General features: G+C 64.0%; 21 protein-coding genes and 1 other RNA gene. 9 read left to right on the top strand and 13 right to left on the bottom strand.

The window, feature by feature from the left end; genetic code table 11:
- Nucleotides 1–3 precede the first annotated feature (3 nt).
- The 4 genes from KHO41_RS11495 to cmk all read right to left on the bottom strand — a co-directional run bounded on the left by KHO41_RS11495 (nucleotide 4) and on the right by cmk (nucleotide 3479).
- Nucleotides 4–324 carry a lipopolysaccharide assembly protein LapA domain-containing protein gene (locus tag KHO41_RS11495; RefSeq protein ID WP_211953415.1) on the bottom strand — a complete coding sequence of 107 codons (321 nt, stop codon included), beginning with the start codon at nucleotides 322–324 and terminating at the stop codon, nucleotides 4–6.
- A gap of 194 nt (nucleotides 325–518) precedes the next feature.
- A complete protein-coding gene (locus KHO41_RS11490; RefSeq protein ID WP_011298717.1) occupies nucleotides 519–932 on the bottom strand; it encodes an integration host factor subunit beta in 414 nt (137 codons plus the stop codon).
- 30 nt (nucleotides 933–962) lie between these two features.
- Nucleotides 963–2657: a 30S ribosomal protein S1 gene (gene rpsA, locus KHO41_RS11485; protein ID WP_011298718.1), complete on the bottom strand. Its 1695-nt coding sequence runs from the start codon at nucleotides 2655–2657 to the stop codon at nucleotides 963–965.
- A gap of 156 nt (nucleotides 2658–2813) precedes the next feature.
- Nucleotides 2814–3479: a (d)CMP kinase gene (cmk, locus tag KHO41_RS11480; protein ID WP_211953414.1), complete on the bottom strand. Its 666-nt coding sequence runs from the start codon at nucleotides 3477–3479 to the stop codon at nucleotides 2814–2816.
- Nucleotides 3480–3608: 129 nt separating this feature from the next.
- On the opposite strand from cmk, the gene KHO41_RS11475 reads away from it, so the two are divergent.
- A complete protein-coding gene (locus KHO41_RS11475) occupies nucleotides 3609–3830 on the top strand; it encodes a DUF2061 domain-containing protein (protein ID WP_211953413.1) in 222 nt (73 codons plus the stop codon).
- Here the strand turns inward: KHO41_RS11475 and aroA are convergent.
- The 7 genes from aroA to gyrA all read right to left on the bottom strand — a co-directional run bounded on the left by aroA (nucleotide 3820) and on the right by gyrA (nucleotide 13090).
- Nucleotides 3820–5124 carry a 3-phosphoshikimate 1-carboxyvinyltransferase gene (gene aroA / locus KHO41_RS11470; RefSeq protein WP_211953412.1) on the bottom strand — a complete coding sequence of 435 codons (1305 nt, stop codon included), beginning with the start codon at nucleotides 5122–5124 and terminating at the stop codon, nucleotides 3820–3822. The genes KHO41_RS11475 and aroA overlap by 11 nt on opposite strands.
- Before the next feature lie 37 nt (nucleotides 5125–5161).
- Nucleotides 5162–6058, bottom strand: a complete 897-nt coding sequence (locus tag KHO41_RS11465; RefSeq protein WP_211953411.1) for a prephenate dehydrogenase — start codon at nucleotides 6056–6058, stop codon at nucleotides 5162–5164.
- 66 nt (nucleotides 6059–6124) lie between these two features.
- Nucleotides 6125–7255 carry a histidinol-phosphate transaminase gene (hisC, locus tag KHO41_RS11460; RefSeq protein ID WP_211953410.1) on the bottom strand — a complete coding sequence of 377 codons (1131 nt, stop codon included), beginning with the start codon at nucleotides 7253–7255 and terminating at the stop codon, nucleotides 6125–6127.
- Between the two features lie 32 nt (nucleotides 7256–7287).
- On the bottom strand, nucleotides 7288–8436 hold the full coding sequence (gene pheA / locus KHO41_RS11455; RefSeq protein ID WP_211953409.1) for a prephenate dehydratase: 1149 nt from the start codon (nucleotides 8434–8436) through the stop codon (nucleotides 7288–7290).
- 92 nt (nucleotides 8437–8528) lie between these two features.
- Nucleotides 8529–9680, bottom strand: a complete 1152-nt coding sequence (gene serC, locus KHO41_RS11450) for a 3-phosphoserine/phosphohydroxythreonine transaminase (RefSeq protein ID WP_211953408.1) — start codon at nucleotides 9678–9680, stop codon at nucleotides 8529–8531.
- A gap of 115 nt (nucleotides 9681–9795) precedes the next feature.
- Nucleotides 9796–10359 (bottom strand): DUF2059 domain-containing protein, encoded by a 564-nt coding sequence (locus tag KHO41_RS11445; protein WP_211953407.1) that lies wholly within the window; start codon nucleotides 10357–10359, stop codon nucleotides 9796–9798.
- Nucleotides 10360–10441: 82 nt separating this feature from the next.
- The gene (gyrA, locus tag KHO41_RS11440; protein ID WP_211953406.1) at nucleotides 10442–13090 is read right to left on the bottom strand and encodes a DNA gyrase subunit A; all 2649 of its coding nucleotides are present in this window, start codon (nucleotides 13088–13090) and stop codon (nucleotides 10442–10444) included.
- Nucleotides 13091–13526: 436 nt separating this feature from the next.
- Between gyrA and ompA the strand changes: the two genes are divergently transcribed.
- From ompA to KHO41_RS11415, 5 genes are all read left to right on the top strand, one after another.
- Nucleotides 13527–14183, top strand: coding sequence for an outer membrane protein OmpA (gene ompA / locus KHO41_RS11435; protein WP_011298728.1), 657 nt, complete (start codon nucleotides 13527–13529; stop codon nucleotides 14181–14183).
- 118 nt (nucleotides 14184–14301) lie between these two features.
- Entirely contained in the window at nucleotides 14302–15051 is a 750-nt protein-coding gene (gene ubiG / locus KHO41_RS11430; RefSeq protein ID WP_211953405.1) for a bifunctional 2-polyprenyl-6-hydroxyphenol methylase/3-demethylubiquinol 3-O-methyltransferase UbiG, read from the top strand.
- Entirely contained in the window at nucleotides 15051–15713 is a 663-nt protein-coding gene (gene gph / locus KHO41_RS11425; RefSeq protein ID WP_376989603.1) for a phosphoglycolate phosphatase, read from the top strand. Before ubiG ends, gph begins: the two co-directional genes overlap by 1 nt.
- Nucleotides 15714–15790: 77 nt before the next feature.
- Nucleotides 15791–16150, top strand: a transfer-messenger RNA (tmRNA) gene (gene ssrA, locus KHO41_RS11420).
- A 123-nt stretch (nucleotides 16151–16273) separates the two neighbouring features.
- On the top strand, nucleotides 16274–16675 hold the full coding sequence (locus tag KHO41_RS11415; protein WP_211953403.1) for a hypothetical protein: 402 nt from the start codon (nucleotides 16274–16276) through the stop codon (nucleotides 16673–16675).
- 28 nt (nucleotides 16676–16703) lie between these two features.
- Here the strand turns inward: KHO41_RS11415 and KHO41_RS11410 are convergent, their stop codons facing one another.
- Nucleotides 16704–17174, bottom strand: a complete 471-nt coding sequence (locus tag KHO41_RS11410; RefSeq protein WP_211953402.1) for a cyanophycin metabolism-associated DUF1854 family protein — start codon at nucleotides 17172–17174, stop codon at nucleotides 16704–16706.
- Between the two features lie 22 nt (nucleotides 17175–17196).
- Nucleotides 17197–19503, bottom strand: a complete 2307-nt coding sequence (locus tag KHO41_RS11405; protein ID WP_211953401.1) for a cyanophycin metabolism-associated ABC transporter — start codon at nucleotides 19501–19503, stop codon at nucleotides 17197–17199.
- A 242-nt stretch (nucleotides 19504–19745) separates the two neighbouring features.
- Here KHO41_RS11405 and cphA (KHO41_RS11400) point away from each other — a divergent pair, with 242 nt between their 5' ends.
- The 3 genes from cphA (KHO41_RS11400) to KHO41_RS11390 form a co-directional block, all read left to right on the top strand.
- Nucleotides 19746–22382 carry a cyanophycin synthetase gene (cphA, locus tag KHO41_RS11400; RefSeq protein WP_211953400.1) on the top strand — a complete coding sequence of 879 codons (2637 nt, stop codon included), beginning with the start codon at nucleotides 19746–19748 and terminating at the stop codon, nucleotides 22380–22382.
- Nucleotides 22383–22412: 30 nt separating this feature from the next.
- Nucleotides 22413–24983: a cyanophycin synthetase gene (gene cphA / locus KHO41_RS11395; protein ID WP_211953399.1), complete on the top strand. Its 2571-nt coding sequence runs from the start codon at nucleotides 22413–22415 to the stop codon at nucleotides 24981–24983.
- 304 nt (nucleotides 24984–25287) lie between these two features.
- A partial coding sequence (locus tag KHO41_RS11390; protein WP_211953536.1) for an IS110 family RNA-guided transposase occupies nucleotides 25288–25941 on the top strand: 654 nt, incomplete at its 3' end.

Raw genomic sequence — 25941 nt, 5'->3', positions numbered from 1 at the left:
GGATCAGACTTTCGGGCCAATTACGTTGTAAGGAGCGCTTTTGCCGTCACGTACGGCATTGTCGGGTACGGGCTGGCGACCGGCATCGCCGAGCGCACGGCGCAGCCGCGCCACCTCCATGCGCTGGCGCATCAGACCTGGCGCTACCGCTGCCAGCGCCGCAACGGCGCCGAGGACGAAGGCCACGAACAGGATGAGGATCAGCGGGGCGCGCCAGACGGCGTCAAAGAAAAGCTGCAGCGAAGCGTCCGCGGTATTGCGCAGCGCGAGCACGAACAGCAGCGCAAACAGGACGATGCGAATAATCCAGGCGACGAGTTTCATGCGGTATAGGCAGGCGTGGCGTTGCGGGAGCGCACAGGCGCATCGCTGGAGTGCGACAGACCCCGGCATTGTAGCGGAATCACTTCCAGCAAACGAAAACGGCACGTTTCCGATGGGATGCCCAAAATGAAAAAGCGCCCCGCAATGGAGCGCTTTTTCATTTGCGACAACACAGTGCCGGCAGACGGATCGCGTCAGGAGCGGGCCAGGTTCAGCCCGCCACCTTCATGCAGCACCGCCGGGCTGCCCGGCGCGGCGCCCTGAGGGCCCTTGCCGGACGGCGTACCGGTCAGGTGTCCGTTACCCGAACCGCCCGAAGACGGCGTGAGGTTCCGGTCCACCCGTTCGCGCAACTCCTTGCCCGCCTTGAAGTGCGGCACCCGCTTTTCGGGCACCAGCACACGCTCGCCGGACTTGGGGTTGCGCCCAACGCGCGGCGGACGCCGGTTCAGACCAAAACTGCCGAATCCGCGGATCTCGATGCGGTGGCCGTCGGCCAGCGCATCGGACATCGCGTCGAGTATCGTTTTCACCGAGATGTCCGCATCCCGCAGCAGCAACTGCGGAAAGCGGGCAGCCAGTTTTTCGACGAGCTCCGACTTGGTCATGGGCGTTCGCGCGGGCGTCAGGGCCTGCGATTACTGGTTGTCCTGGCCGAGCTTGGCCTTCAGCAGAGCGCCCAGGTTGGTCGTACCAGCGGTGCTGGTGTCGGCCTGGAACTTCTGCATGGCTTCCTGCTGCTCGACGTTGTCCTTGGCCTTGATCGACAGGTTGATGTTGCGCGACTTGCGGTCGACGTTCACCACCAGAGCGGTGATCTGCTCGCCTTCCTTCAGCACGTTGCGGGCATCTTCCACGCGGTCAGCGGAGATTTCCGATGCGCGCAGGTAGCCTTCCACGTCGTCAGCCAGCTGAACCACGGCACCCTTCGGATCGACAGCCTTGATGGTGCCGGTCACGAGCGAGCCCTTGTCGTTGGCCGAGATGAAGTTGTTGAACGGATCGCCCGACAGCTGCTTGATGCCCAGCGAGATGCGTTCCTTGTCGACGTCGATGCCCAGGACAACGGCTTCCACTTCGTCGCCCTTCTTGTACTTGCGCACAGCCTCTTCGCCGGTCTCTTGCCACGACAGGTCGGACAGGTGCACCAGGCCGTCGATGCCGCCCGGCAGACCGATGAACACGCCGAAGTCGGTGATCGACTTGATCTGGCCGCTCAGCTTGTCGCCCTTCTTGTGGTTGCGCGAGAAATCGTCCCACGGATTGGCCTTGCACTGCTTCATGCCCAGGCTGATACGACGCTTGTCTTCGTCGATATCCAGGACCATGACTTCCACTTCGTCGCCCAGCTGGACAACCTTCGACGGAGCCACGTTCTTGTTGGTCCAGTCCATTTCGGACACGTGCACCAGGCCTTCGATACCGGCTTCGATCTCGACGAACGCGCCGTAGTCGGTCAGGTTGGTCACCTTGCCGAACAGGCGGGTGCCTTGCGGGTAGCGGCGCGAGATGCCCACCCACGGATCTTCGCCCAGCTGCTTCACGCCCAGCGAAACGCGGTTCTTCTCTTGGTCGAACTTGAGGATCTTGGCGGTGATTTCCTGGCCAACCGACAGCACTTCGCTCGGATGACGCACACGACGCCATGCCAGGTCGGTGATGTGTAGCAGGCCGTCGATGCCGCCCAGGTCCACGAACGCGCCGTAGTCGGTGATGTTCTTGACGATACCGTTGACGATGGCGCCTTCCTTCAGGGTTTCCATCAGCTTCTGGCGCTCTTCGCCCAGCGTGGCTTCAACCACGGCGCGGCGCGACAGCACAACGTTGTTGCGCTTGCGGTCCAGCTTGATGACCTTGAATTCCAGGGTCTTGCCTTCGTACGGGGTGGTGTCCTTGATCGGACGCACGTCAACCAGCGAACCCGGCAGGAACGCGCGGATGCCGTTGACCATGACCGTCAGGCCGCCCTTGACCTTGCCGGTCACGGTACCCGAGATGATTTCGCCGTCTTCCAGCGCCTTCTCGAGGTTCAGCCACGATGCCAGGCGCTTGGCCTTGTCGCGGGAAAGGATGGTGTCGCCATAGCCGTTCTCGAGTGCGTCGATGGCCACGGAGACGTAGTCGCCGGCCTGCACTTCGAGTTCGCCCTGGTCGTTCAGGAACTCCTCCACCGGCACGAAAGCCTCGGACTTGAGGCCAGCGTTGACGACCACGAAGTTGTGGTCGATGCGCACGACTTCAGCGGAGATCACTTCGCCAGCCTTCATATTGGAGCGGGCGATCGATTCCTCGAACAGTGCGGCAAAGGATTCGTTAGTTTGCAGGTCGGACATAAACGTAAGTATCAATCCGCGGTACACCGGCCGGCGCGACGATCACGCTCAGTCTGCCATGTGCAGCGGGGTCAGGTTGAACACTGCCGGCCACGCTTTGTGGGGGCCGACACCTGGTACGGGAAGCGTCCACCGCTTGGGTACGCCCTGACAATGTCAGGATTTGCGCACAGCAGCGAACCACTCCAGCACCTGCGCCACTGCCTGATCCACCGTCATGTCGGAGGTATCGAGCAGTTTCGCATCCTCGGCGGGACGCAGCGGCGCGGCTGCACGGTTTCGATCCCGTGCATCGCGCGCCTCAAGGTCACGCAAAAGGTCTTCGATATTAGCAGAAATTCCCTTATCAATCAATTGTTTATAGCGCCTGCGAGCGCGCGCTTCAACACTTGCGGTCAGGAATACCTTGAGCTGGGCATCGGGGAAGATCACCGTTCCCATATCGCGCCCGTCCGCGACCAGGCCCGGCAGCTTGCGGAAGTCGCGCTGCAGCTTGGTCAGCGCGTCGCGCACCGGCTGGTGCACGGCGATGGCGGAGGCGCGATTGCCGATGGCTTCGGCCCGGATCGCCAGGCTGACTTCCTCGCCGGACAGCCAGACACGGTCGGGACCGAACTTGACATCGAGGCGGGACGCGGTTTTTGCAAGGCCATCGACATCTTCGATATCCACGCCGATGCGGTCGCTGGCGAGCGCCACCAGGCGGTACAGCGCCCCGCTGTCGAGCAGATGATAGCCAACCGCGTCAGCTACCTTGTGCGCGACAGTGCCTTTGCCTGAGGCGGTTGGACCGTCAATGGTGATGACGTGAACGATAGTCATTGCTGATGATGCCGACAGAAAACTTCGATTGGAAATTCAATTGAGAATCATTATCATTTGATTCATCGCACCCCGGTGCCGCATTTCCACTATTCCCGCTACATCCCTTCGTTCGCGAGGCAATCTACCATGGCCAAGACCCTGACGTTCGGCATCATGCACCTCGGCATTGCGTTCAGCGTGACTTACGCGCTGACAGGCAGCCTGGCCGTCAGCGGCGCGGTCACGTTTATCGAGCCTGCCATCAACACTGTGGCGCACTACTTCTTCGATCGCTACTGGGACCGGCGGGAACAGCGGGAGCACCGGCACGAACCGGTGCAGGCTGGCACCCCGGCGCTTAACGCGTAACGCCGCCGAACACCGCGAAGTAGTCCGGGAACGTCTTCGCCACGCAGCCCGGGTCATTGATCCGGACCGGCAGCGGGCCAAATGCGGCCAGCGAGAAACACATCGCCATGCGATGGTCATCATAGGTGCCAATGCCGTCGGCCGGCGTCTGCCACTGCGCGGGCGGCGTTACCTTCAGGTAGTCGGCCCCCTCTTCCACCGTCGCGCCGAGCTTGCGCAGTTCGGTCGCCATGGCCGAGATGCGATCGGTTTCCTTGACGCGCCAGCTCGCGATATTCGTGAGCGTGGTCGTGCCTTCGGCGAACAGCGCCGCCACCGCGAGCGTCATCGCGGCATCGGGAATATGGTTGCAGTCCAGTTCGATGCCATGCAGGCGGCCATCGTCGCGCTCGGTGCCGCGCACTTCGATCCAGTTGTCGCCTGCCATGACATTGGCACCCATCCGGTTGAGCGCCTCGGCAAAACGCACGTCGCCCTGGATGCTGCTCATGCCGACGCCTTCCACGCGCACCGGGCCGCCGCCGATCGCGCCGGCCGCCAGGAAATAGGAGGCCGACGAGGCATCGCCTTCCACGTAGATTTCGCCCGGCGAACGGTACACCGCGCCGGCCGGGACGATAAAGCGCTCCCAGCCTTGCCGCTCCACGTTGATGCCGAAGCGTGCAAGCAGGTTGAGCGTGATCTCGATATAGGGCTTGGAGATCAGTTCACCGATCACCTCGATCTCGATCTTGCCGTTTGCCGCCTGCGCCATCGGCAACGTCATCAGCAGCGCGGTCAGGAACTGGCTCGACACATCGCCGCGCACGCGGATCGGCGCATCGATGCGGATCTGCGCGGGACGGATATGCAAGGGCGGAAACCCTTCATTGGCGAGATAGCCGATGTCCGCGCCCACCTGGCGCAGGCCGTCCACGAGATCGCCAATTGGCCGTTCGTGCATGCGCGGCACGCCGGACAGCTTGTAGTCGCCGCCCTGCAGCGCGAGCGCGGCCGTCAGCGGGCGGATCGCCGTGCCGGCATTGCCCATGAACAGCTCGGCCGCCTTGACCGGGAAATTACCGCCCGAACCGGTCACGATGTAGTCGCTGCCTTCCTGGCGCCAGGCGACGCCGAGCGTCTTCAGCGCCTGCAGCATGACGCGGGTGTCGTCGGAATCGAGCAGGTCGCGCACGCGCGTCTCGCCGCCGGCCAGCGCAGCCAGCAGCAGCACGCGGTTCGAAATGCTCTTCGAGCCCGGCAAACGGACAGTGCCCGTGGCGCGGGTAAGAGGGCCAAGCGTCAGGTGTTCCATGGTATTCACACTAGGCACGGCTCGCGGCCGCGCCAGTTCAGGGTTCAGTATTCGCCGCGGCTGCCCGGTCGGCGCCCCATTGCAGGCGAGTCTTGCTCGCGCGCGCAAAGATGCGTTCCAGCGCCGCGCCGTCGCCCTTCTCGATCTGCGTCTTCAGATGCGTCAGCACCGACTGGTAGGTGTTCAGCTCGCGCAGCAGCGCCTCGCGGTTGGCCACACAGATATCGCGCCACATCTCCGGCGACGATGCGGCAATGCGCGTGAAATCGCGGAAGCCACCGCCTGCAAACGCCAGCTTGAGCGCTGCGTCTTCCGCATTGCCGACCTGCGCCACCAGCGCATACGACAGCACGTGCGGCAAATGGCTGACCGACGCGAACACCGCGTCGTGCTGCACGGCGGACATGACATGGCATTCGGCCCCCGCGCTTTCCCACATCGCGCGCACGGCAGCGACATCGGCACGCGAGTTTTCCTGCAGCGGGCACAGTACGGTCTTCTTGCCGACGTAAAGGTCCGCAAGCGCGGCCTCGACGCCATTGAGTTCGCGCCCCGCAATCGGATGCGCGGGAACAAACTGCGCGACCTTGTCGCCGAGCGCAGTCTTGGCCGCCATGATGACATCCGACTTGGTACTGCCCGCATCGGTCACGATCGTACCCGGCTGCAGGTGTGGTTCCAGCGCATGCAGCAACGCGAAGTTCTGCGCGACCGGCGCGCACAGCACGATCAGGCTGGCGTCGCGCGTCGCCTCTTCCAGCGAAGCGGCCTCGTCGATGACACCCAGATCCAGTGCCTTTTGCAGCGACGCGGGCGAGCGACCCACACCGACCACGGTCCCAACGACGCCCGCGCGCTTGAGCGCAAGCGCAAGCGAACCGCCAATCAGGCCGACACCGACAATCACAACACGGGAAAAATGCAGAGCGCTCACAATCTCAGCCCTCGGGGGCGGGCAATACAGGAAATTCGAAAAAGGAAATGCATGGCCGTCGCGCGGTTACTTCAGCGCGCGCTCCAGCGCCGCGATGAAGGCGGTGTTTTCGTCAGGCAAGCCGATCGTGACACGCAGCCAGCGCGGCATGCCGTAATTGCCGACGGGCCGCACGATCACGCCCTGCTTCAGCAGCGCCACGTTGACGCGCGCACCGGCGTCATCGTCATCGCCGACGCGCACCAGCACGAAGTTGCCGGACGATGGTACAAACTCAAGCCCGAGGCGCGAAAACGCTTCGACGAGCTGGGCCTTGCCCGCCCGGTTGAGTTCGGCGCTGCGCTGCAGGAATGCCGTGTCGCCAAGCGCGGCCACAGCGGCAGCCTGCGCCACGCTGTTGACATTGAACGGCTGGCGGATGCGATTCAGCAGATCCGTCAGCTCCGGCTGCGCCACGGCATAGCCGATGCGCAGCCCTGCCAGTCCGTAAGCCTTCGAGAACGTGCGCGACACCAGCAGGTTCGGATAGCGGCGAACCCACGCCACCGAATCATATTGCTGGTCGTCATCGAGATATTCGTTGTACGCCTCGTCCAGTACCACGACTACCTGGGCCGGCACCTTGGCCAGGAACGCTTCCAGCGCCGCCGCGGGCACGAACGTGCCGGTCGGGTTGTTCGGGTTGGCGATGAACACCAGACGCGTGTCGGACGTGATCGCCGCCGCCATGGCGTCGAGATCATGGCCATAATCGCGCGCCTTCACCACGATCGCGCGTGCGCCGATTTCCTGCGTCGCAAGTGCGTAGACCGCGAACGAATACTCGGCGTACACCACCGACTGGCCCGGCGTCACCAGCGCGTGTGCGGCCAGTTCGAGGATGTCGTTGCTGCCGTTGCCGAGCGTAAGCCAGTCCTGCGGCACACCGAGCTTTGCAGAGAGCGCGCCCTTCAGTTCGAAGCCGTTCGAATCGGGGTAACGCCCGAGTTCGGCAATGGCCGCGGCTGCCGCCTGTTTCGCGGACTCCGGCATGCCCAGCGGGTTCTCGTTCGACGCGAGCTTCACGATGCCGGCCTCGTCCAGGCCGAACTCGCGTGCCACCTCGGAAATCGGCTTGCCCGCGATGTAGGGCGAGATCGCCCTGACGTAATCCGGGCCGAACGGTACCTTGCCGCCTTGCTTGCCTTGCTCTGCCATCTTGCCTCCTTGCCTCTTGGCCACGCGCGTGCTTACTTGCTCGACGGGTATGACCCGAGCACCTTCAGGTACGCGGCATTGCGCCGCAGCGTCTCGATCGCGCGTGCCACCGCCGGCTCGTGCTGGTGGCCTTCCACATCCACGTAGAAGTAGTACTCCCACGCGCCACTGCGCGCGGGGCGCGATTCGAAGCGGCACATCGACACACCGTTCTCCGCCAGCGGCGCGAGCAGCTGGTAGACCGCGCCGGCCTTGTTGGGCACCGACAGGATCATCGAAGTCTGGTCGCTGCCCGATGGCTCGGTCTCGTACCGGCCAATCACGGCAAAGCGCGTGCGGTTGTGCGGATCGTCCTGGATATGCGGCCGGATGATATGGAGGTGATAGCGATTAGCCGCCGATTCGCCGGCAATGGCCGCGACCGTAGGATCTTCGCTCGCCATGCGCGCCGCCTCGGCATTGCTCGATACGGCCTGCCGCTCGAGATGCGGATAGTTGGCGGTCAGCCAGTGCTGGCACTGCGCCAGCGCCTGCGCATGCGCGCGCACGACCGTGACGCCCTTCATGTCCGGAGAAGCAGCCATCAGGTTATGGTGAACCTTCAGCGCGATTTCGCCGCTGATCTTCAGCGAGGTCTGCAGGAACAGGTCCAGCGTGCGCGACACGGCGCCTTCGGTGGAGTTCTCCACCGGGACCACGCCATACTCGACGGTCCCCGCCTCCACGGCGCGGAACACTTCGTCGATGCTCGGGCACGGCACGCCGCTCACTTCATGGCCGAAGTGCGCATACAGGGCCTGCTCCGAGAACGTACCGGCCGGGCCGAGGAAAGCGATCTCGAGCGGCTTTTCCAGTCCGCGGCAGGCCGACATCACCTCACGCCAGATCGACGCGACGCTCTCGCCGAGCAGCGGACCCGGATTGGCCGCCTGCACCTTGCGAATGACCTGCAGTTCGCGCTCGGGACGGAACACCGGCGCGCCATACTTCTTCTTTACCTCGCCGACATCGAGCGCAAGCTGCGCGCGCCGGTTCAGCATGGTCAGCAGTTCACGGTCGACGGTATCGATCTGCTCGCGCAGCGGGGCCAGTTCGGCGCCGAGCGCACGCTCAGCCTCGCTCGGGGAAGCACCGCTCTGCTGCGTCTCCTCGCGCGCGGTGTTGTTGTCTTCGCTTGTCATTTGCAGGAACCGGTTGGGCCGCTCCGCAGGAGGGGCCTGAGAATAAAACAAGGCCGCGCGCCACTCGCGCGCGGCGGTCCGCCGCAACGCCGTCAGGCAGCGCTGCGCGCGAACTCACGCATGAAATCGATCAGCGCATACACGCCCTCGATCGGCATGGCGTTGTAGATGCTGGCGCGCATGCCGCCCACGGACTTGTGGCCCTTGAGTTGCAGCAGGCCATTGGCGCGGGCCTGCTGCAGGAATGCCTCGTTGCGGGTCTCGTCAGCGAGGAAGAACGGCACGTTCATGCGCGAACGGCAGCTCGGGTCGATCTCATTGCGATAGAAATCGCTCTGGTCGAGGAAGTCGTACAGTGCCTTCGCCTTGGCGATATTGCGTTGCTCGATCGCCGGCACGCCACCCTGGCGCTTGAGCCACTTGAAGACCAGCCCCGCGATGTAGATGGCGTACGTCGGCGGCGTGTTGTACATCGAGTCATGCTCGGCGACGATACGCCAGTTAAACGCCGACGGGCACAGCGGATGAGCATGGCCCAGCAGATCTTCGCGCACGATCACGATCGTCACGCCAGCTGGCCCGATGTTCTTCTGCGCACCGCCATACATCACCTGCACGCGCGACCAGTCCACCGGACGCGACAGCATGTGGCTCGATGCATCGGCCACCACGACGCGGCCCTTGTCCTGCCCAATGTCCGGAACCTCGTGGAACTCCACGCCGCCGATCGTTTCGTTGGTGCAGAGATGCACGTAGGCGGCGTCATCCGACAGCTTCCAGTCGGCAACGGCGGGGATGTCATGGAATTTGCGGTCCGCGCTCGATGCAGCGATGTTGACCTCGCCGTAGCGCCGGGTTTCCTGCTCGGTCTTGACCGACCACGACCCGGTCACCACAAAGTCCGCCTTGGGGTGGTCGGCATTGCGCAGCCGCATCAGGTTAAGCGGCACGATCGCGTTCTCGCCGATGGCGCCGCCCTGCAGGAACAGGATGCGGAAGTTCTTCGGGATATTGAGCAGCTCACGCAGGTCTGCGGTCGTTTCCGCAAGAATGCCTTCGAACTCACGGCTGCGGTGGCTCATCTCCATGACCGACACGCCCGTCCCATGCCATGACAGCATCTCTTCTGCGGCCTGTTGCAGCACTTCAGCGGGAAGTGCGGCCGGGCCCGGGGAGAAGTTGAAGACGCGTTCGGCCAATGCACGCTGCATGCCGGCGAGGGCGGGAGTCTGTGGATCGTTCATGAACTGGAAAAGAAAAATGGCTGCCGGGGATACCCCCAAGCAGCCATTATCCCTCAAACCCGCATCCCGTTGGGCGATGCGGGCGGGCGCAGGACCTGCGCCCTGTCGCCGGAAGTTACTTCGCGGCGGCCGCGATTTCCTTCTCGGCGGCGTCGCGCATCGACTTGCCGACTTGCGGGCCGTACTTCTGCATCATCGAACCCCAGATCTCCTGGGTCGCCTTGCCCTGGTTAGCCATGAACTTCTGGCCGGTCGGCGACTTCAGGAACGTGGTCAGGTCCTTGAGTTCCTGGGCGCTGTAGTACTTGCCGAAGGCGTCGTAGTGAGCCTGGATCGCGTCCTTCCTGAAGCCATCGGTGTTGAACGCCGTACCAGCGCCATCCACCATGCGCTGCACCGCGCCGTTCTTCTTCAGCTTCTCGACAGCGGCTTGCTTCTGCTTGTCGCTCAGCGTCTTGTTCTCGACCAGTACCTGCTCCAGCACCAGCGGGGCTTCCTGCTTGGCGCCTTGCTGCCAGTTCTCTGCCTGGCCCTTCACGGCCTGGTCAGCCTGCATGACGGAAAGCAGTTCCTTGATGGCTGCCGTCTTGTCCGCATCCTGTGCGTGCGCATGCTGCGCCACCATGAACGTCGGAACGAAAGCAGCCAGAACAGCGATACGTCGATAGGTTTTGAGCATTGTGACTCCCTGGAAAATATGTCCGTTTTAGTCCGGAGCGCCATCTGGCGAGTTCCGGCTGGTGTCCTATTGTTGCAACAACTTACGAATTGGCATCGGCATCGGCGGCACCATCCGCCTCTTCCGCCTCTTCTGAGCCAGCGTTATCAGCATCGGTTTCCACGATGCGCTGCAGGCCCGAGAGCTTGGTGCCTTCGTCGACATTGATCAGCGTGACGCCCTGCGTCGCGCGGCCCATCTCGCGGATTTCGGCCACGCGGGTGCGGATCAGCACGCCGCCGGTGGTGATCAGCATGATCTCGTCATCGGGCGAAACCAGTGCAGCAGCCACCACACGGCCGTTGCGCTCGCTCGTCTGGATCGCAATCATGCCCTTGGTGCCACGGCCGTGTCGAGTGTACTCAGCGATCGGCGTACGCTTGCCGTAGCCGTTCTCGGTCGCGGTCAGGACGCTGCCCGGCGAGCCGGCTTCGGTCTGCTCCGCCGTCTCTGCCGGCGCCACCAGCATGGCGATGACGGTTTGCGACTCATCCAGGTTCATGCCGCGTACGCCACGTGCCTGGCGGCCCATCGGGCGCACGTCGTTCTCATCGAAACGCACGGCTTTGCCGGCGTCCGAGAACAGCATCACGTCATGCTGGCCATCCGTAACGGCGGCGCCGATCAGGTAGTCGCCTTCATCGAGGTCGACGGCGATGATGCCGGCCTTGCGCGGGTTCGAGAATTCCGTCAGCGCTGTCTTCTTGACCGTACCGCGCGCGGTGGCCATGAAGATGAAGTGCTCGGCGTCGAACTGGCGGACCGGCAGGATGACGTTGATCTTCTCGCCATCCGACAGCGGGAACATATTGACGATCGGCCGGCCGCGCGAGTTGCGCGAGCCTTGCGGCACTTCATAGACCTTGAGCCAGTACAGGCGACCACGGTTCGAGAAGCACAGGATGTAGTCGTGGGTGTTGGCCACGAACAGCGTGTCGATCCAGTCGTCTTCCTTGGTCGCCGTCGCGAGCTTGCCGCGTCCGCCGCGCTTCTGGGCACGGTATTCGGAAATCGGCTGGCTCTTCATATAGCCACTGTGGGACAGCGTGACCACCATGTCCTGCGGGGTGATCAGGTCCTCGGTATCCAGCTCGGTCGCATTCAGCTCGATCTGCGAGCGGCGCTCGTCGCCGAATTCCGCGCGGATAGCGGTTAGTTCGTCGGAGATGATGGTGGTAATGCGCTCCGGCCGAGCCAGGATGTCCAGCAGATCGGCGATGATCGCCATCACATCGCGGTATTCCTGGACGATCTTGTCCTGTTCGAGACCCGTGAGGCGTTGCAGGCGCATCTGCAGGATTTCCTGCGCCTGGGAATCCGACAGGCGGTACAGGCCATCGCCCTGCATGCCGAAGACCGCTGGCAGGCCATCCGGGCGGTACGACGCACGGCCACCCGGTGTGTCGGCTTCGGCACGTGCGAGCATGTCGCGCACCAGGCCCGAATCCCACGACTTCGCCATCAGCTCCTGCTTGGCGATAGGTGGCGTCGGCGCCGCCTTGATGATCGCGATGAACTCGTCGATGTTGGCCAGCGCCACGGCCAGGCCTTCCAGCACATGGCCACGCTCGCGCGCCTTGCGCAGTTCGAACACCGTGCGACGCGTCACCACTTCCCGGCGGTGCTGCAGGAAGTACTCGAGCATCTGCTTCAGGTTCAGCAGGCGCGGCTGGCGGTCGACCAGCGCCACCATGTTCATGCCGAACGTGTCCTGGAGCTGGGTGTTCTTATATAGGTTGTTGAGAACGACCTCGGGAACCTCGTTGCGCTTGAGCTCGATCACCACGCGCATGCCGGACTTGTCCGACTCGTCGCGGATGTCCGAGATGCCCTCGACCTTCTTCTCGGTGACCAGCTCGGCGATTCGCTCGAGCAGCGTGCGCTTGTTCACCTGGTACGGCAGCTCGTCGACGATGATCGCCTGGCGCTGGCCGCGGTCGATGTCCTCGAAGTGCGTGCGCGCGCGCATGACCACGCGGCCGCGACCGGTGCGGTAGCCTTCGCGCACGCCCTGAATACCGTAGATAATGCCGGCGGTCGGGAAATCGGGCGCGGGAATCAATTCAATCAGCTCATCCACCGTTGCCTGCGGATTGCGCAGCAGGTGAAGACAGCCGTCGACGATTTCATTCAGGTTATGCGGCGGGATATTGGTGGCCATGCCGACCGCAATACCCGACGAACCATTGATAAGCAGATTCGGAATTCGCGCAGGGAGAATAGCGGGCTCTTTTTCCGAACCGTCATAGTTCGGATCGAAATCGACAGTTTCCTTGTCGATGTCGTGGAGCATCTCGTGGGCGATTTTCGAAAGGCGGATTTCGGTATAACGCATTGCTGCCGCGTTATCGCCGTCCACCGAACCGAAATTCCCCTGCCCGTCGACGAGCATGTAGCGCAGGGAGAAATTCTGCGCCATGCGAACGATCGTATCGTATACAGCAGTGTCGCCGTGCGGATGGTACTTACCAATCACATCACCGACGATACGGGCCGATTTCTTGTACGCCCGGTTCCAGTCGTTGTTGAGCTCATGCATCGCATAGAGCACGCGCCTGTGAACCGGCTTCAGGCCATCCCGCACATCGGGAAGCGCCCGCCCTACGATCACGCTCATTGCGTAATCCAGATACGAGCGGCGCATTTCCTCTTCAAGGGAGACCGGAAGGGTTTCTTTTGCGAATGGATCCATTGCGGCGTGGTTTATGCGGCGGGTTTAAGCGAAAGGAGGGCCGTGTTTTCCGCTCAATGCGCGAGGGCATCCGGCGGTAGGCCAACATGCCATTCTACCATGCGCGCGGACCCGCCTCCGACCCCCTGCGCCGGCCCGACAAACCCGTTCGCGCGCGTCTCGGCCAAACCCGCAAAGCCTGATGCCACAAGGCTTTGCGGGTAGTTCAAGACCCATGTTGCACAAACACCACAGGCCTAAAAGGGGTTGATTGAATCGAATATATTTACTTCTTAGGAAACGAGCCTTGTGGCACAATTCCCCAGCGAAGAGCCAGACATTGTTCGAAGTGGAGCATACACCACATCGAGAATGTTATACTCCGAAGAATGTATGACTTGTTTTCGTCCATTTGCTCGCAGTAACCCTGCGGTGATCTCATCCTGAGAGGAGAAATATGAAAAAATTTGCCAAGCTCGCGCTCGTTGCAGCTACCGCAGTAATGGCTGCATCCGCTCAAGCCCAGTCCGTCCCCTATGAAAAGAAGGCCGTGAACGATAACTGGGGCAACGGTACGAGCGAGTACGTGTGGAAGAACGGCACGAACGAGCTCTGCTGGCGCGACAGCTCCTGGACCCCGGCTACCGCCAACGCCCTGTGCGACGGCGCGCTGGCCCCGGCCGCTGCCCCGGCACCGGCACCGGCACCGGTGGCTCCGCCGGTCGTCTCCAGCGAGAAGGTCACTTTCGCAGCTGACACCCTGTTCGACTTCGACAAGGCTGTCCTGAAGCCGGAAGGCAAGGCCAAGCTGGACGATCTGGTCTCGAAGCTGCAAGGCATCACCCTGGAAGTCATCATCGCCGTTGGCCACACCGACTCGTTCGGTTCGGACAAGTACAACGATCGCCTGTCGATCCGTCGTGCTGAGTCGGTCAAGGCTTACCTGGTGAGCAAGGGCGTTGAAGCCAACCGCGTCTACACCGAAGGCAAGGGCAAGCGCCAGCTGAAGGTCGATCCGAAGTCGTGCAAGGGCAACCGCACCGCCCAGATCGCCTGCCAGCAGCCGAACCGCCGCGTGGAAGTCGAAGTGGTCGGCACCCGCAGCGCACGTTAATCGGATTCTTTCCGATGCAAGAAAGCCCAGCGCAAGCTGGGCTTTTTTTTTGGTACAGTGGCCAGACACCCTCCTATCTGCCGGCTCAGGCACTTCGTCCGTACCGGCACTGCAAACCATGACGTCGCCTTCGCAAGTCCTGCCGGCCTCCGCTGGCAAACCCACCGGCCCCAACGCCGATCCCAAGGAAATCGACAAGTTCAGCGAGCTGGCCCACCACTGGTGGGACCCGAACAGCGAGTTCAAGCCGCTGCACGACCTGAACCCGCTGCGTCTGGGCTGGATTGACGGCATTGCCGGGCTGGCGGGCAAGAAGGTCGTGGATATCGGGTGCGGCGGCGGCATCCTGTCCGAAAGCATGGCGCGCCTTGGCGCCAATGTGCGTGGCATTGACCTCTCGACGAAGGCGCTTCGGGTGGCCGACCTGCACAGTCTCGAGTCCGGCGTTGCCGTCAACTACGAGGAGATCGCCGCGGAAGCGCTGGCGGCGCGCGAGCCGGGCAGCGTGGATGTCGTGACTTGCATGGAAATGCTTGAACATGTGCCCGATCCAGCGTCGATCGTCCAGGCGTGCGCGACTCTGGTCCGACCGGGCGGCCACGTCTTTGTTTCGACGATCAACCGCAACCTCAAGGCCTATTTGATGGCGGTCGTGGGCGCCGAGTACATCCTGCAGATGCTCCCACGTGGCACGCACGACTACGAGAAATTCATCACACCGTCCGAAATGGCCCGCTTTGCCCGCAACGCCGGACTGGATCTCGTCGAAATGCGCGGCATGACCTATAACCCGCTATCGCAGATTTATTCACTGAGCCGTGATACGGACGTCAATTACATGATGGCGTTTCGCCGGGTTGCAGAATGATGACTGGAATCGACGCCGTATTTTTCGATCTCGACGGCACGCTGGCCGACACCGCTCCGGATCTTGCCGCAGCTGCCAACCGGTTGGTCATCGAGCATGGTCGCCCGCCTGTTGCCTATGAAAAGCTGCGCCCCGTGGCGTCGCATGGCGCGCGCGGCCTGCTGGGCGCCGCTTTCGGCAAGCATCCCGACGATCCTGACTTCCCTGCCCTGCGCGACCTGTTTCTCGACTATTACGAAGCCGATATCGCCGTGCATACGCGCCTGTTCGACGGCATGCCGCAGGTACTCGATGCACTGGAAAGTGCAGGCATCCGCTGGGGCATTGTCACCAACAAGATCGCCCGATTCACGGTGCCGCTCGTGACCGCAATCGGGCTGGCGCCGCGCGCGTCTGCCGTGGTCAGCGGAGATACGACGCCCCATGCGAAGCCACATCCGGCTCCGCTGCTTCGGGCCGCGGAACTCAGCGGCGTATCGCCCCGGCGTTGTGTGTATGTGGGCGATGACTTGCGCGATATCCAGGCGGGCAAGGCAGCGGGCATGCTCACGGTCACGGCCGCGTACGGCTACTGCGGCGAAGGTGAACCGCCGGAAACCTGGGGCGCGGACTACCTCGTGCGCCACCCTGCCGAGTTGATTCCGCTGCTCATGCCGACCTGATTGGCATCTGCAAGCAAAAACGGAACCCGCCACGGCAAGTTGCGTCCAAACCGGGTACAATCCGATTTCTCATCACTGGGGCCGACCTGGTTTCGACGTGGGTTGCGAAGCAGTGGAGGGCATACCGAGGACCCGTCACCTCGTTAATCAATGGGAATGTAATAACTGCTAACGACGAACGTTACGCACTGGCAGCCTAAGGGCCGCCGTCCTCGCACTGGCTCGCTGACGGGCTAGGGTTCGCAAGAACCAGCGAGGTCATTTACGTCAGATAAGCCCCGTCGGTGTCACGACTGCGGGGATGAAAACCAAGTGACTCGCCGTCGTAGAGCGTGTTCGTCCGCGATGCGGCGGTTAAATTAAATGACAGAACTAAGTATGTAGAACTCTCTGTGGAGGGCTTGCGGACGCGGGTTCGATTCCCGCCGGCTCCACCAGTATTTCCGAAACCCAGCCTGCACAGGCTGGGTTTTTTCTTGCCTTCGCTTCGTCTCTCGTACGGTTGGCCGCTCGTTCCGGCGACTACAATACCGTCCTGCAGCCCGCCTCGTCGCCTAGCCATGTCCGACTATCCCCGCTTCACCATCAACCGCGCCCTGGTCGCGATCGTTCCCGAGCAGCCGTTTCTGGACTGGATTCAGGCGGTAGATCCGGAGCCCGTGCCAAACCTGACACTCGAACATATTCGCGAGGACCAGAGCGTTTTCCTGTTGCCCGAGGAGATTGCGGACACCACCGACAGCGCCCGCCATTGGGTGGAAAAGCGCTGGCGCGGCTTCTTCGAATTCATGCTCGCCGAGTGGTTCGACGAGTCACTGTGGCCCGAGACCCTGTCGCTGCAGATGTTCCGCGACTGGTTCAGCGTGCACTATCACTCGTCGGTCTTCGACATGGTCCCGGACATCCCGCTGATGCATGACGACATGGACGAAGACGACGACGGCGAGGAACTGCTGCACTGAGGCGGCGGCCCCGCCCCAACGCAACCGCTCAGAGGAAGCGGTCCAGGATCTTGCGGCTGGCCCGGTCCAGCGCCATCAGGTCGCGGATCAGGTAGTGGATGCCGTGGTTGTCTGAAATCAGCAACGTGGTGCCCGCCAGGCGGCGGATATCTTCCTCGCCGCGCAGCACCAGCGTGGTCTGGCCACGGTCGGTCTGCACGGTCCACTCGCTCGGCGTAGAGAACGTCGACACGCTGACGATGCGCCGGATCTCCGGCATGAACTCGCGCGCAGCCAGTTCTTCTTCGACCATGGCGCGTTGCGGCGCGGGCAGACGATCGAGCCGCGCAATCCAGGCCAGTTCATGGCCATCCGTGCTCATCATGCCGATGCCATCATCGGGCGCGCCGATCGGGAATGCGCGCACGGGGACCACGCCCTCGTGCGCCGTGCCATCGCCAAGTGTCAGCACCAGGCGGCCAAAGCCATTGCGGGTCAGCGTGAATTCCGTGTCAGGCATCTCACTCGCTTGAAGATTGGCATCATTGAGCATTGGCAGCCTCCGCTTCCCTCGCAAGCACCTGGCTTTCGCTCTCGGTGTCGTCGTCCTCGGTATCGACATTGCGCGCTTGCGCCTGGTACAGCTTGTAGTAGGCGCCCTCTTTCGCGAGCAGTTCGTCGTGGCCGCCAACTTCGACGATCTTGCCGCGGTCCATCACCACGAGGCGATCGGCCTTGCGCAGCGTCGAAAGCCGGTGCGCGATCGCGATGGTGGTCCGTCCCTGCACAAGGTTGTCGAGCGCCTTCTGGATTTCCTTCTCGGTCTGCGTATCCACCGATGACGTGGCCTCGTCCATGATCAGGATGCGCGGATTGATCAGCAGCGCGCGCGCGATCGAAATACGCTGGCGCTCGCCGCCGGACAGCGCTTGCCCGCGTTCGCCGACGAGCGAGTCATAGCCGTGCGGCAGGCGCAGGATAAATTCGTGCGCGTGCGCGGCGCGCGCTGCCGCGACGATTTCCTCGCGCGTCGCATCGGGCTTGCCGTAAGCAATGTTCTCGGCGATCGTGCCGAAGAACAGGAACGGCTCCTGCAGCACCAGGCCGATATGGCGACGGTATTCCGACACCGGCAGCGAGCGGATGTCGATGCCATCGACGCGGATCGCACCTTCGGACACGTCATAGAAGCGGCAGATCAGGTTGACCAGCGTACTCTTGCCCGAGCCGCTGTGGCCGACCAGGCCGATCATCTCGCCCGGCGCGATCGACAGATCCAGCCCTCGGATCACCGCGCGGTTGCCGTAGCGGAAGCCGAGGTCGCGCATCTCGATGGCGCCCTCTACCTTGTCCAGCTTTGCCGGGCGCACGGGCTCGGGCACGCTCGAAACATGGTCGAGAATATCGAAGATGCGCTTCGCGCCCGCCGCAGCCTTCTGCGTGACCGAGACAATCCGGCTCATCGAGTCGAGCCGCGTGTAGAAGCGGCTGATGTACGTGAGGAAGGCCACCAGCACACCGACCGTAATGGCGCTGTGCGACACCTGCCAGATGCCGAACACCCACACCACCAGCAGGCCGATTTCCGTGAGCAGCGTGACGGTCGGCGTGAACAGCGACCATACCGCGTTCACGCGATCGTTAATGGCGAGGTTGTGCTTGTTGGCTTCGCGGAACCGGGCGACCTCACGCTTTTCCTGCGCGAATGCCTTGACCACGCGGATGCCAGGAATCGTGTCGGCCAGCACATTGGTGATCTCCGACCAGATCCGGTCGATCTTCTCGAAGCCATGGCGCAGCCTGTCGCGCACGAGGTGGATCATCCAGGCGATGAACGGCAGCGGCACCAGCGTCACGAGCGCGAGCCACGGGTTGATCGACACCAGGATCACCGCCGTCATCACGATCATCAGCACGTCGGTCGCGAAGTCGAGCAGGTGCAGCGACAGGAAGACGCAGATGCGGTCGCTTTCCGAGCCGATGCGCGCCATCAGGTCGCCCGTACGCTTGCCGCCGAAATACTCGAGCGACAGCTTCAGCAGATGTTCGTAGGTGGTGGTGCGCAGGTCCGCGCCGATGCGTTCCGACACGCGCGCCAGCAGGTAAGTGCGCGCCCAGCCCAGGCTCCATGCCACCAGCGCCGCGCCGAGCAGCCCTGCCAGGTACACGCGTACGAGGTCGTAGTTGATCGGCACCCCGTTCTGGAACGGGATCAGCACCTTGTCCATCAGCGGCATGGTCAGGTACGGCGGCACCAGCGTGGCCGCGGTGGACAGCAGCGTCAGCATGAAGCCGGTGAGCAATTCCCAGCGGTACGGGCGCGCAAAACGCCACAGGCGCAGCAGTGCCCATGTCGACGACGGGGTTTCCAGCTCGCGGCTGCACTGCGGGCATTCTTCCTCGCCCGGTGGCAGGGGTGCCTTGCACGTGGGGCACAGCACTTCGCCATCGTCCTGCGGGGCGGCGGAAACAGCCCTATCGCGGCGTGCTTCGAACTGATCCACCAGCCGCAGCGCGGCGGGATTGTAACCAAGCGTGTAGCGCCAGCTGGCGAGCCGGCCCCCGGTATCGCAGAGTTCCAGGGTGCCGACGCCGGCGTGGTCGGTATGGGCCAGGCGCAGGCCCGGCTCGATGGCCCATTCCCGCACACTTTTTTCACCGGGAGCGCGGGCCAGAAGCCGCTGGTCCGTCACAACCAGCCACCCTTGGGTAAAATGCAGCCTCGCGTCGAGGTCGAGTTCCAGTCCAGCCAGAACGGTCTCGCCGGGACGAAGCGTCGCGCCGGCTTCGGCACGCCACGGCTCCTCCGGGGCGAGGCTTTGAGAGACAGGCAGGGAAGACTGGGTCATTGTCGGCGCGCCTTGCAGCGTCCAGCGGAAACGGACATAACTTGAAACAATTTAGAATGGCCGCACTCTGGCGGCCGGCGATTTTGCCCGCAAGTATACATAACGCCAACCAGCGGGTGCTCCTGATGCATTGCACAATCGGATGTCAGCTAAAGAAGTCAACCTGACGTATGCTGTAACGTTATTGAAAGGTTAGGCTTCCATTTCTCGGGCGGTCCCGCCCATTGCCTCAAGCTAAATCAATGAAAAAGAAGGACATTGAGATTTTCGATGTCATGTCGCTGCGCGGCCCGAATATGTGGACATATCGGCCCGTGCTGGAGGCGTGGGTCGATATCGGGGAGCTGGAGGATTTTCCCTCCAACACGATTCCGGGGTTCTATGAACGGCTGTCGACGTGGCTGCCCTCGCTGATCGAGCATCGCTGCAGCATCGGCGAGCGCGGCGGCTTCCTGCAGCGCCTCAAGGAAGGCACGTGGCCGGGCCATATCCTGGAGCACGTGACGCTTGAGCTGCAGAACCTGGCTGGCATGCCCGGCGGCTTCGGCAAGGCGCGCGAGACGCCGATCCGCGGCGTCTACAAGGTGATCGTGCGCGCCTGGCATGAGGAAGTCACGCGCGCCGCGCTGTTCGCGGCGCGCGACCTGGTCATGGCCGCGATCGAGGACCGTCCGTTCGACGTGCCCGCCGCTGTGGACAACCTGCGCCGCCTGGTCGACGAGCACTGCCTCGGTCCGAGCACGGCCTGCATCGTCGATGCCGCGGACGACCGCGACATCCCGTCGATCCGCCTGTCCGACGGCAACCTCGTGCAGCTTGGCTACGGCGCGCGTTCGCGCCGCATCTGGACGGCCGAGACCGACCGTACCAGCGCCATCGCCGAAAGCATCTCGCGCGACAAGGACCTGACCAAGAGCCTGCTGGAATCGTGCGGCGTGCCGGTGCCGGAAGGCCGCATGGTCGAGTCGCCCGAAGACGCGTGGGAAGCCGCCGAGGACATCGGCGTGCCGGTGGTGGTCAAGCCGTACGACGGCAACCATGGCCGCGGTGTCTTCACCAACCTGGTGACGCGCGAGGAAGTCGAGACCGCCTACGCCGTTGCCATCGAGGAAGGCAACGGCGTGATCGTCGAGCGCTTCGTACCCGGCAACGAACACCGCCTGCTGGTGGTGGGTGGCCGCCTGGTCGCCGCTGCGATGGGCGAAACGGCCAGCGTAGTGGGCGACGGCAAGTCGACCATCGAGCAACTGATCGAACTGCAGATCAACTCGGACCCACGCCGTGGCAGCACCGAAGACCATCCGCTGAACCGCGTGCGCCTTGACTCTGCCGCCCGTCTGGAGCTGAAGCGCCAGAACATGGATGGCGAGTCGGTGCCGCCCGCAGGCAAGACCGTGCTGATCCAGCGCACCGGCAACGTGGCGTTCGACGTGACCGACCGCGTGCACCCGAGCGTGGCAGCGAATGCCGCGCTGGCTGCGCGCGTGGTCGGCCTGGACATCGCGGGCGTCGATCTGGTGGCCGAAGACATTTCGCGACCGCTGGCCGAACAGCGCGGCGCCATCGTCGAAGTCAACGCGGGCCCCGGCCTGCTCATGCACCTCAAGCCGGCAGAAGGCACGCCGCGCCCGGTGGGCCGCGCCATCGTCGATCACCTGTTCCCCGAGGCCGACGACACGTATCCCGGCCGCATCCCGGTGGTTGGCATTACCGGCACCAACGGCAAGACGGTTGTGGCCAAGCTGGTCGCGCGCCTGCTGCAACTGTCGGGCAAGCACACCGGCCTCGCGTGCAGCGACGGCCTGTTCCTGGACCGTCGCCTGGTCCAGGGCGGCGACCGCGGCAACTGGGACGCCGGCCACCGCATCCTGATGAACCGCGCGGTCGAAGCCGCCGTGTTCGAGAACGACAGTGGCGCGATCCTGTCCGAAGGTCTCGTCTATGACCGCTGCCAGGTCGGCGTGGTCACCAACTTCGACACGCCCGACCATATGGGCGACTACTACGTCGAAGACGAAGACCGCATGTTCAACGTGCTGCGCACGCAGATCGACGTGGTCCTCAAGAACGGCGCCGCGGTGCTCAACGCGCGCGACGAGCGCGTGGTCGAGATGGCCGAGCTGTCGGACGGCGACGTGATCTTCTTCGGCCTGTCTGCCGAGCTGCCGGCGATCGTCGCGCATCGCGCCAAGGGCAAGCGCGCGGTGTTCGTGCGCGACGGCAAGGTCGTGCTGGCCACCGGCAACAGTGAAACGCCGCTGACCGATGTCGCCGCAATTCCGGTGACCTATGCCGGCCGCGTGTCCTTCCAGGTCGAGAACGTGCTGGCGGCTGTGGCGACAGGCTGGGCGCTGGGCATCTCCAATGACCTGATCCGCGCCGGCATCGTGACGTTCGACGTCGGCCAGGTCGATGTGCCGGGCCGCTTCACGCTGTTCGAGCGCAATGGCGCCACGGTGATCGTGGACGACGCGCACAACGCACCGGCGCTTGAGGCGCTCGCCACCGCGCTGGACCGCTTCCCTGCGGAGCGCCGCATGATCGTCTACGGTGCCGGTGTGCAACGCCGCGACGAAGACATGGTCCGCCAGGGCAAGGTCATTGGCGCCACGTTCGACCGCGTGTTCCTGTGCGAGGACCGCAGCGTCAAGCGCGCGCTGCCTGATGCCGAGGCGCGCGCCCTGCTCAAGCAGGGGCTGTACGAAGGCCGCCGCGTCACCAAGATCATCGACGAAGGCTCGCGCCAGGACGCCATTGAAACCGCGCTCGGCCAGCTGGTGGCCGGCGACCTGCTGGTCCTGCAGAGCGACGAAGGCGCTACCGCTGCCACCGTCGACCGCGTGCACCAGTGGATGGGCCAGCCCCCGCGCCGCGCCTGACGGCCCGAAGAAGAACGGATACCAGAATCTATGGAAGTCTCTCGCATCCGGGCCCTGCGCGGCCCGAACCTGTGGTGCCGCCACACCGCCGTCGAGGCGATCGTGGCCTGTCCCGAGCCGTCGGACATGGTCGCCACCCTGCCCGGCTTTGAAGACCGCCTGCGCGCGCGCTTTCCCGACATCGGCCCGCTGCATCCGGATGAGGACGCCGGCGAGCTGTCGCTCGCGCACGTGCTCGAAGCGGCTACCCTGCGCCTGCAGGCCGCGGCCGGCTGCCCGGTCACGTTCAGCCGCACTGCGCAGACCGTCGAGCCGGGCACCTACCAGGTGATCGTGCAGTACAGCGAGGAAGAAGTCGGCCGCCTGGCGTTCGATCTGGCCCAGGCGCTGTGCCTGGCCGCGCGCGACGATGCCCCGTTCGACCTCGACGACGCGCTGCACCGCCTGCGCGAACTCGACGAAGACGTGCGCCTCGGGCCCAGCACGGGCTCGATCGTCTACGCGGCCGTGGCACGCGGCATTCCGTACCGCCGCCTGACGCAGGGTTCGATGGTGCAGTTCGGCTGGGGCAGCAAGCAGCGCCGCATCCAGGCTGCCGAAACCAGCGCGACCAGCGCCGTGGCCGAATCGATCGCGCAGGACAAGGAACTGACCAAGAGCCTGTTGCATGCGGCCGGCGTACCGGTGCCGCTGGGCCGTTCGGTGCGCAGCGCCGAGCAAGCCTGGGAAGCCGCGCAGGAAATCGACGCGCCCGTGGTCGTGAAGCCGCGCGACGGCAACCAGGGCAAGGGCGTGGCGGTGCGCATCCGCACGCGCGAGGAAGTGATGACGGCGTACGAAGTGGCGTCCGACATCAGCTCCGACGTGATCGTCGAGCGCTACATCCCGGGCCATGATTTCCGCCTGCTGGTGGTCGGCAAGCACCTCGTTGCCGCCGCGCGCCGCGATCCGCCGCAAGTGATCGGCGATGGCGCGCATACCGTCCGCCAGCTCGTCGAGGAAGTGAACCGCGACCCGCGCCGTGGCGAAGGCCATGCGACCTCGCTGACCAAGATCCGTTTTGACGACATCGCGCTTGCCACGCTGGCCAAGCAAGGCCTGACCGCCGAGTCCGTGCCTCCGAAGGGCACGCGCGTGGTCCTGCGCAACAACGCCAACCTGTCGACCGGCGGCAGCGCCACCGACGTGACCGACGACGTCCACCCGGATATCGCCGCGCGCGCGGTCGCCGCTGCACAGATGGTCGGCCTCGACATCGCCGGCGTGGACGCCGTGTGCGAGACCATGCTGAAGCCGTTCGAGGAACAGGCCGGCGGCATCGTCGAAGTCAACGCCGCGCCGGGCCTGCGTATGCACCTGCAGCCGTCGTACGGCAAGGGCCGCGCGGTCGGCGAAGCGATCGTGTCGACCATGTTCTCCGACGGTGACGATGGCCGCATTCCGGTGGTCGCGGTATCGGGCACCAATGGCAAGACCACCACGGTTCGCCTGATCACGCACCTCATGGCCACGAGCGGCCTGCGCATGGGCATGACCGGCACCGACGGCGTGTATATCCGTGGCGAACGCATCGACACCGGTGACTGCAGCGGCCCGCGCAGCGCGCGCAACGTGCTGCTGCACCCGGACGTGGATGCTGCCGTATTCGAGACCGCACGCGGCGGCCTGCTGCGCGAGGGCCTGGCCTTCGACCGCTGCGATGTGGCCGTGGTCACCAACGTCGGTGAAGGCGACCACCTGGGCCTGTCCTTCATCAGCACGGTGGAAGACCTGGCCGTGCTCAAGAGCGTGATCGTGCAGAACGTGGCGCCTCACGGCATGGCCGTGCTCAACGCCGCGGATCCGATGGTGGTGCGCATGGCTGATGCCTGCCCGGGCCTGGTGACCTTCTTCGCGCACGACCCGGGCCAGCCGGCCATGGCTACGCACCGTGCCCAGGGCAAGCGCGTGGTGTTCGTCGACGGCGATCACATCGTGGCGTCGGAAGGCGACAACGAAATGCGCATCCCGCTGGCCGAGATCCCGCTCACGCGCAATGGCACGATCGGCTTCCAGGTCGAGAACGCCATGTCGTCGATCGGCGCGGCGTGGGCGCTCGGCATCGACTGGGCCATCATCCGCCGCGGCCTGGCCACCTTCGTCAACGACGCGCAGACGGCTCCGGGCCGCTTTAACGTGTTCGACTACCGCGGCGCGACGCTGATCGCCGACTACGGCCACAACCCGGATGCCATCCAGGCGCTGTGCAACGCTGTGCAGACCATGCCGGCCAAGCGCCGCGTGGTGGTGATCAGTGGCGCAGGCGACCGGCGCGACGAGGACATCCGCAAGCAGACGCAGATCCTCGGCGGCGTGTTCGACGAGGTCATCCTGTACCAGGACCAGTGCCAGCGCGGCCGCGCCGATGGCGAGGTGCTGGCGCTGCTGCGCGAAGGCCTGCAAGGTGCCACACGCACCAGCACGGTCGAAGAGATCCGCGGCGAGTTCGTGGCGATCGACACGGGGCTGTCGCACCTGCAGCCGGGCGACCTCTGCCTGATCCTGGTGGACCAGGTCGACGAAGCGCTCGCGCACATCGCCGGTCGCGTCGCGCAGGGTTAAGCAAGCATCCTGGATGCACAAAGGGCCAGTCTTTCGGACTGGCCCTTTTTTATGATTCTTCGACGTATTGTGGGGGTGTCGTTCTTGGCATGCGCTGCGGTTTCGCCGGCGTAGCCGGCGAGTCACTTTTTGTCCGAGCGACAAAAAGATGGAATGAACGCGCCCCGGCCCACTAAGCAGAAGGCACCGGCAATTCAGTTGTAGATCTGGGGAACGTGAGCGAGTAGGCGGGCCCTCCATCGCAAAACGGCATCGATGTGCCAAAGTGGAAGTGTCTGCAACCACGTGGATGGAGGGACCCGAGATGAATGCTACGACTTATGGCCTGGACATTGCAAAGACTGTCTTCCAACTCTATTGGGTTGAGCCGTCGGGGAAGAGTTTCAACCGGAGCTTCAGTCGCCCGAAACTGATCGAGTTCCTGGCGAGGCGTGAGCCGGGCCGCGTGGTGCTCGAGGCGTGTGGCAGCGCACACTGGTGGGCCCGTCAGTTGCGAGCGCTGGGGCATGAGGCGGTGCTGCTGCATGCCAGCTATGTGCGTCCGTTCGTGCAGAGGAACAAGACGGATGCGGCCGATGCGAAGGCGATCTGGACGGCGGCACAGCAGCCGGACATGCCGGTGGTGGCCGCGAAGACCGAGGCCCAGCAGTGCATGCTCGGGCTGCACTCCCTGCGTCAGTTGCGCGTCAAGATACGCACCATGCTGGTCAACCAACTGCGTGGGTTGCTCTACGAATTTGGCGTCTCGATCCGGCCGGGAATGCGTGCGGGGCTGCAGGAGATCGTGCAGCGGATGGACGAAATCGAGCAGAGCCTGCCGCCAGTGCTGTTCATGTGCGCGCGCGAACAATTGCAGAGCCTCGCACAGCTCGATGAGGTAATTGGCCGGCTGGAGCAGCACATCGAAACCCTGGGGCGGGAGGACCGCTCCTGCCGGGCCATTCTGGCGATCCCGGGG

Source organism: Cupriavidus numazuensis (assembly GCF_905397435.1).
Lineage (GTDB): Bacteria > Pseudomonadota > Gammaproteobacteria > Burkholderiales > Burkholderiaceae > Cupriavidus > Cupriavidus numazuensis.
The sequence above is the reverse complement of the archived record's forward strand: the minus strand, read 5'-3'. Positions and strand labels throughout refer to the sequence as shown.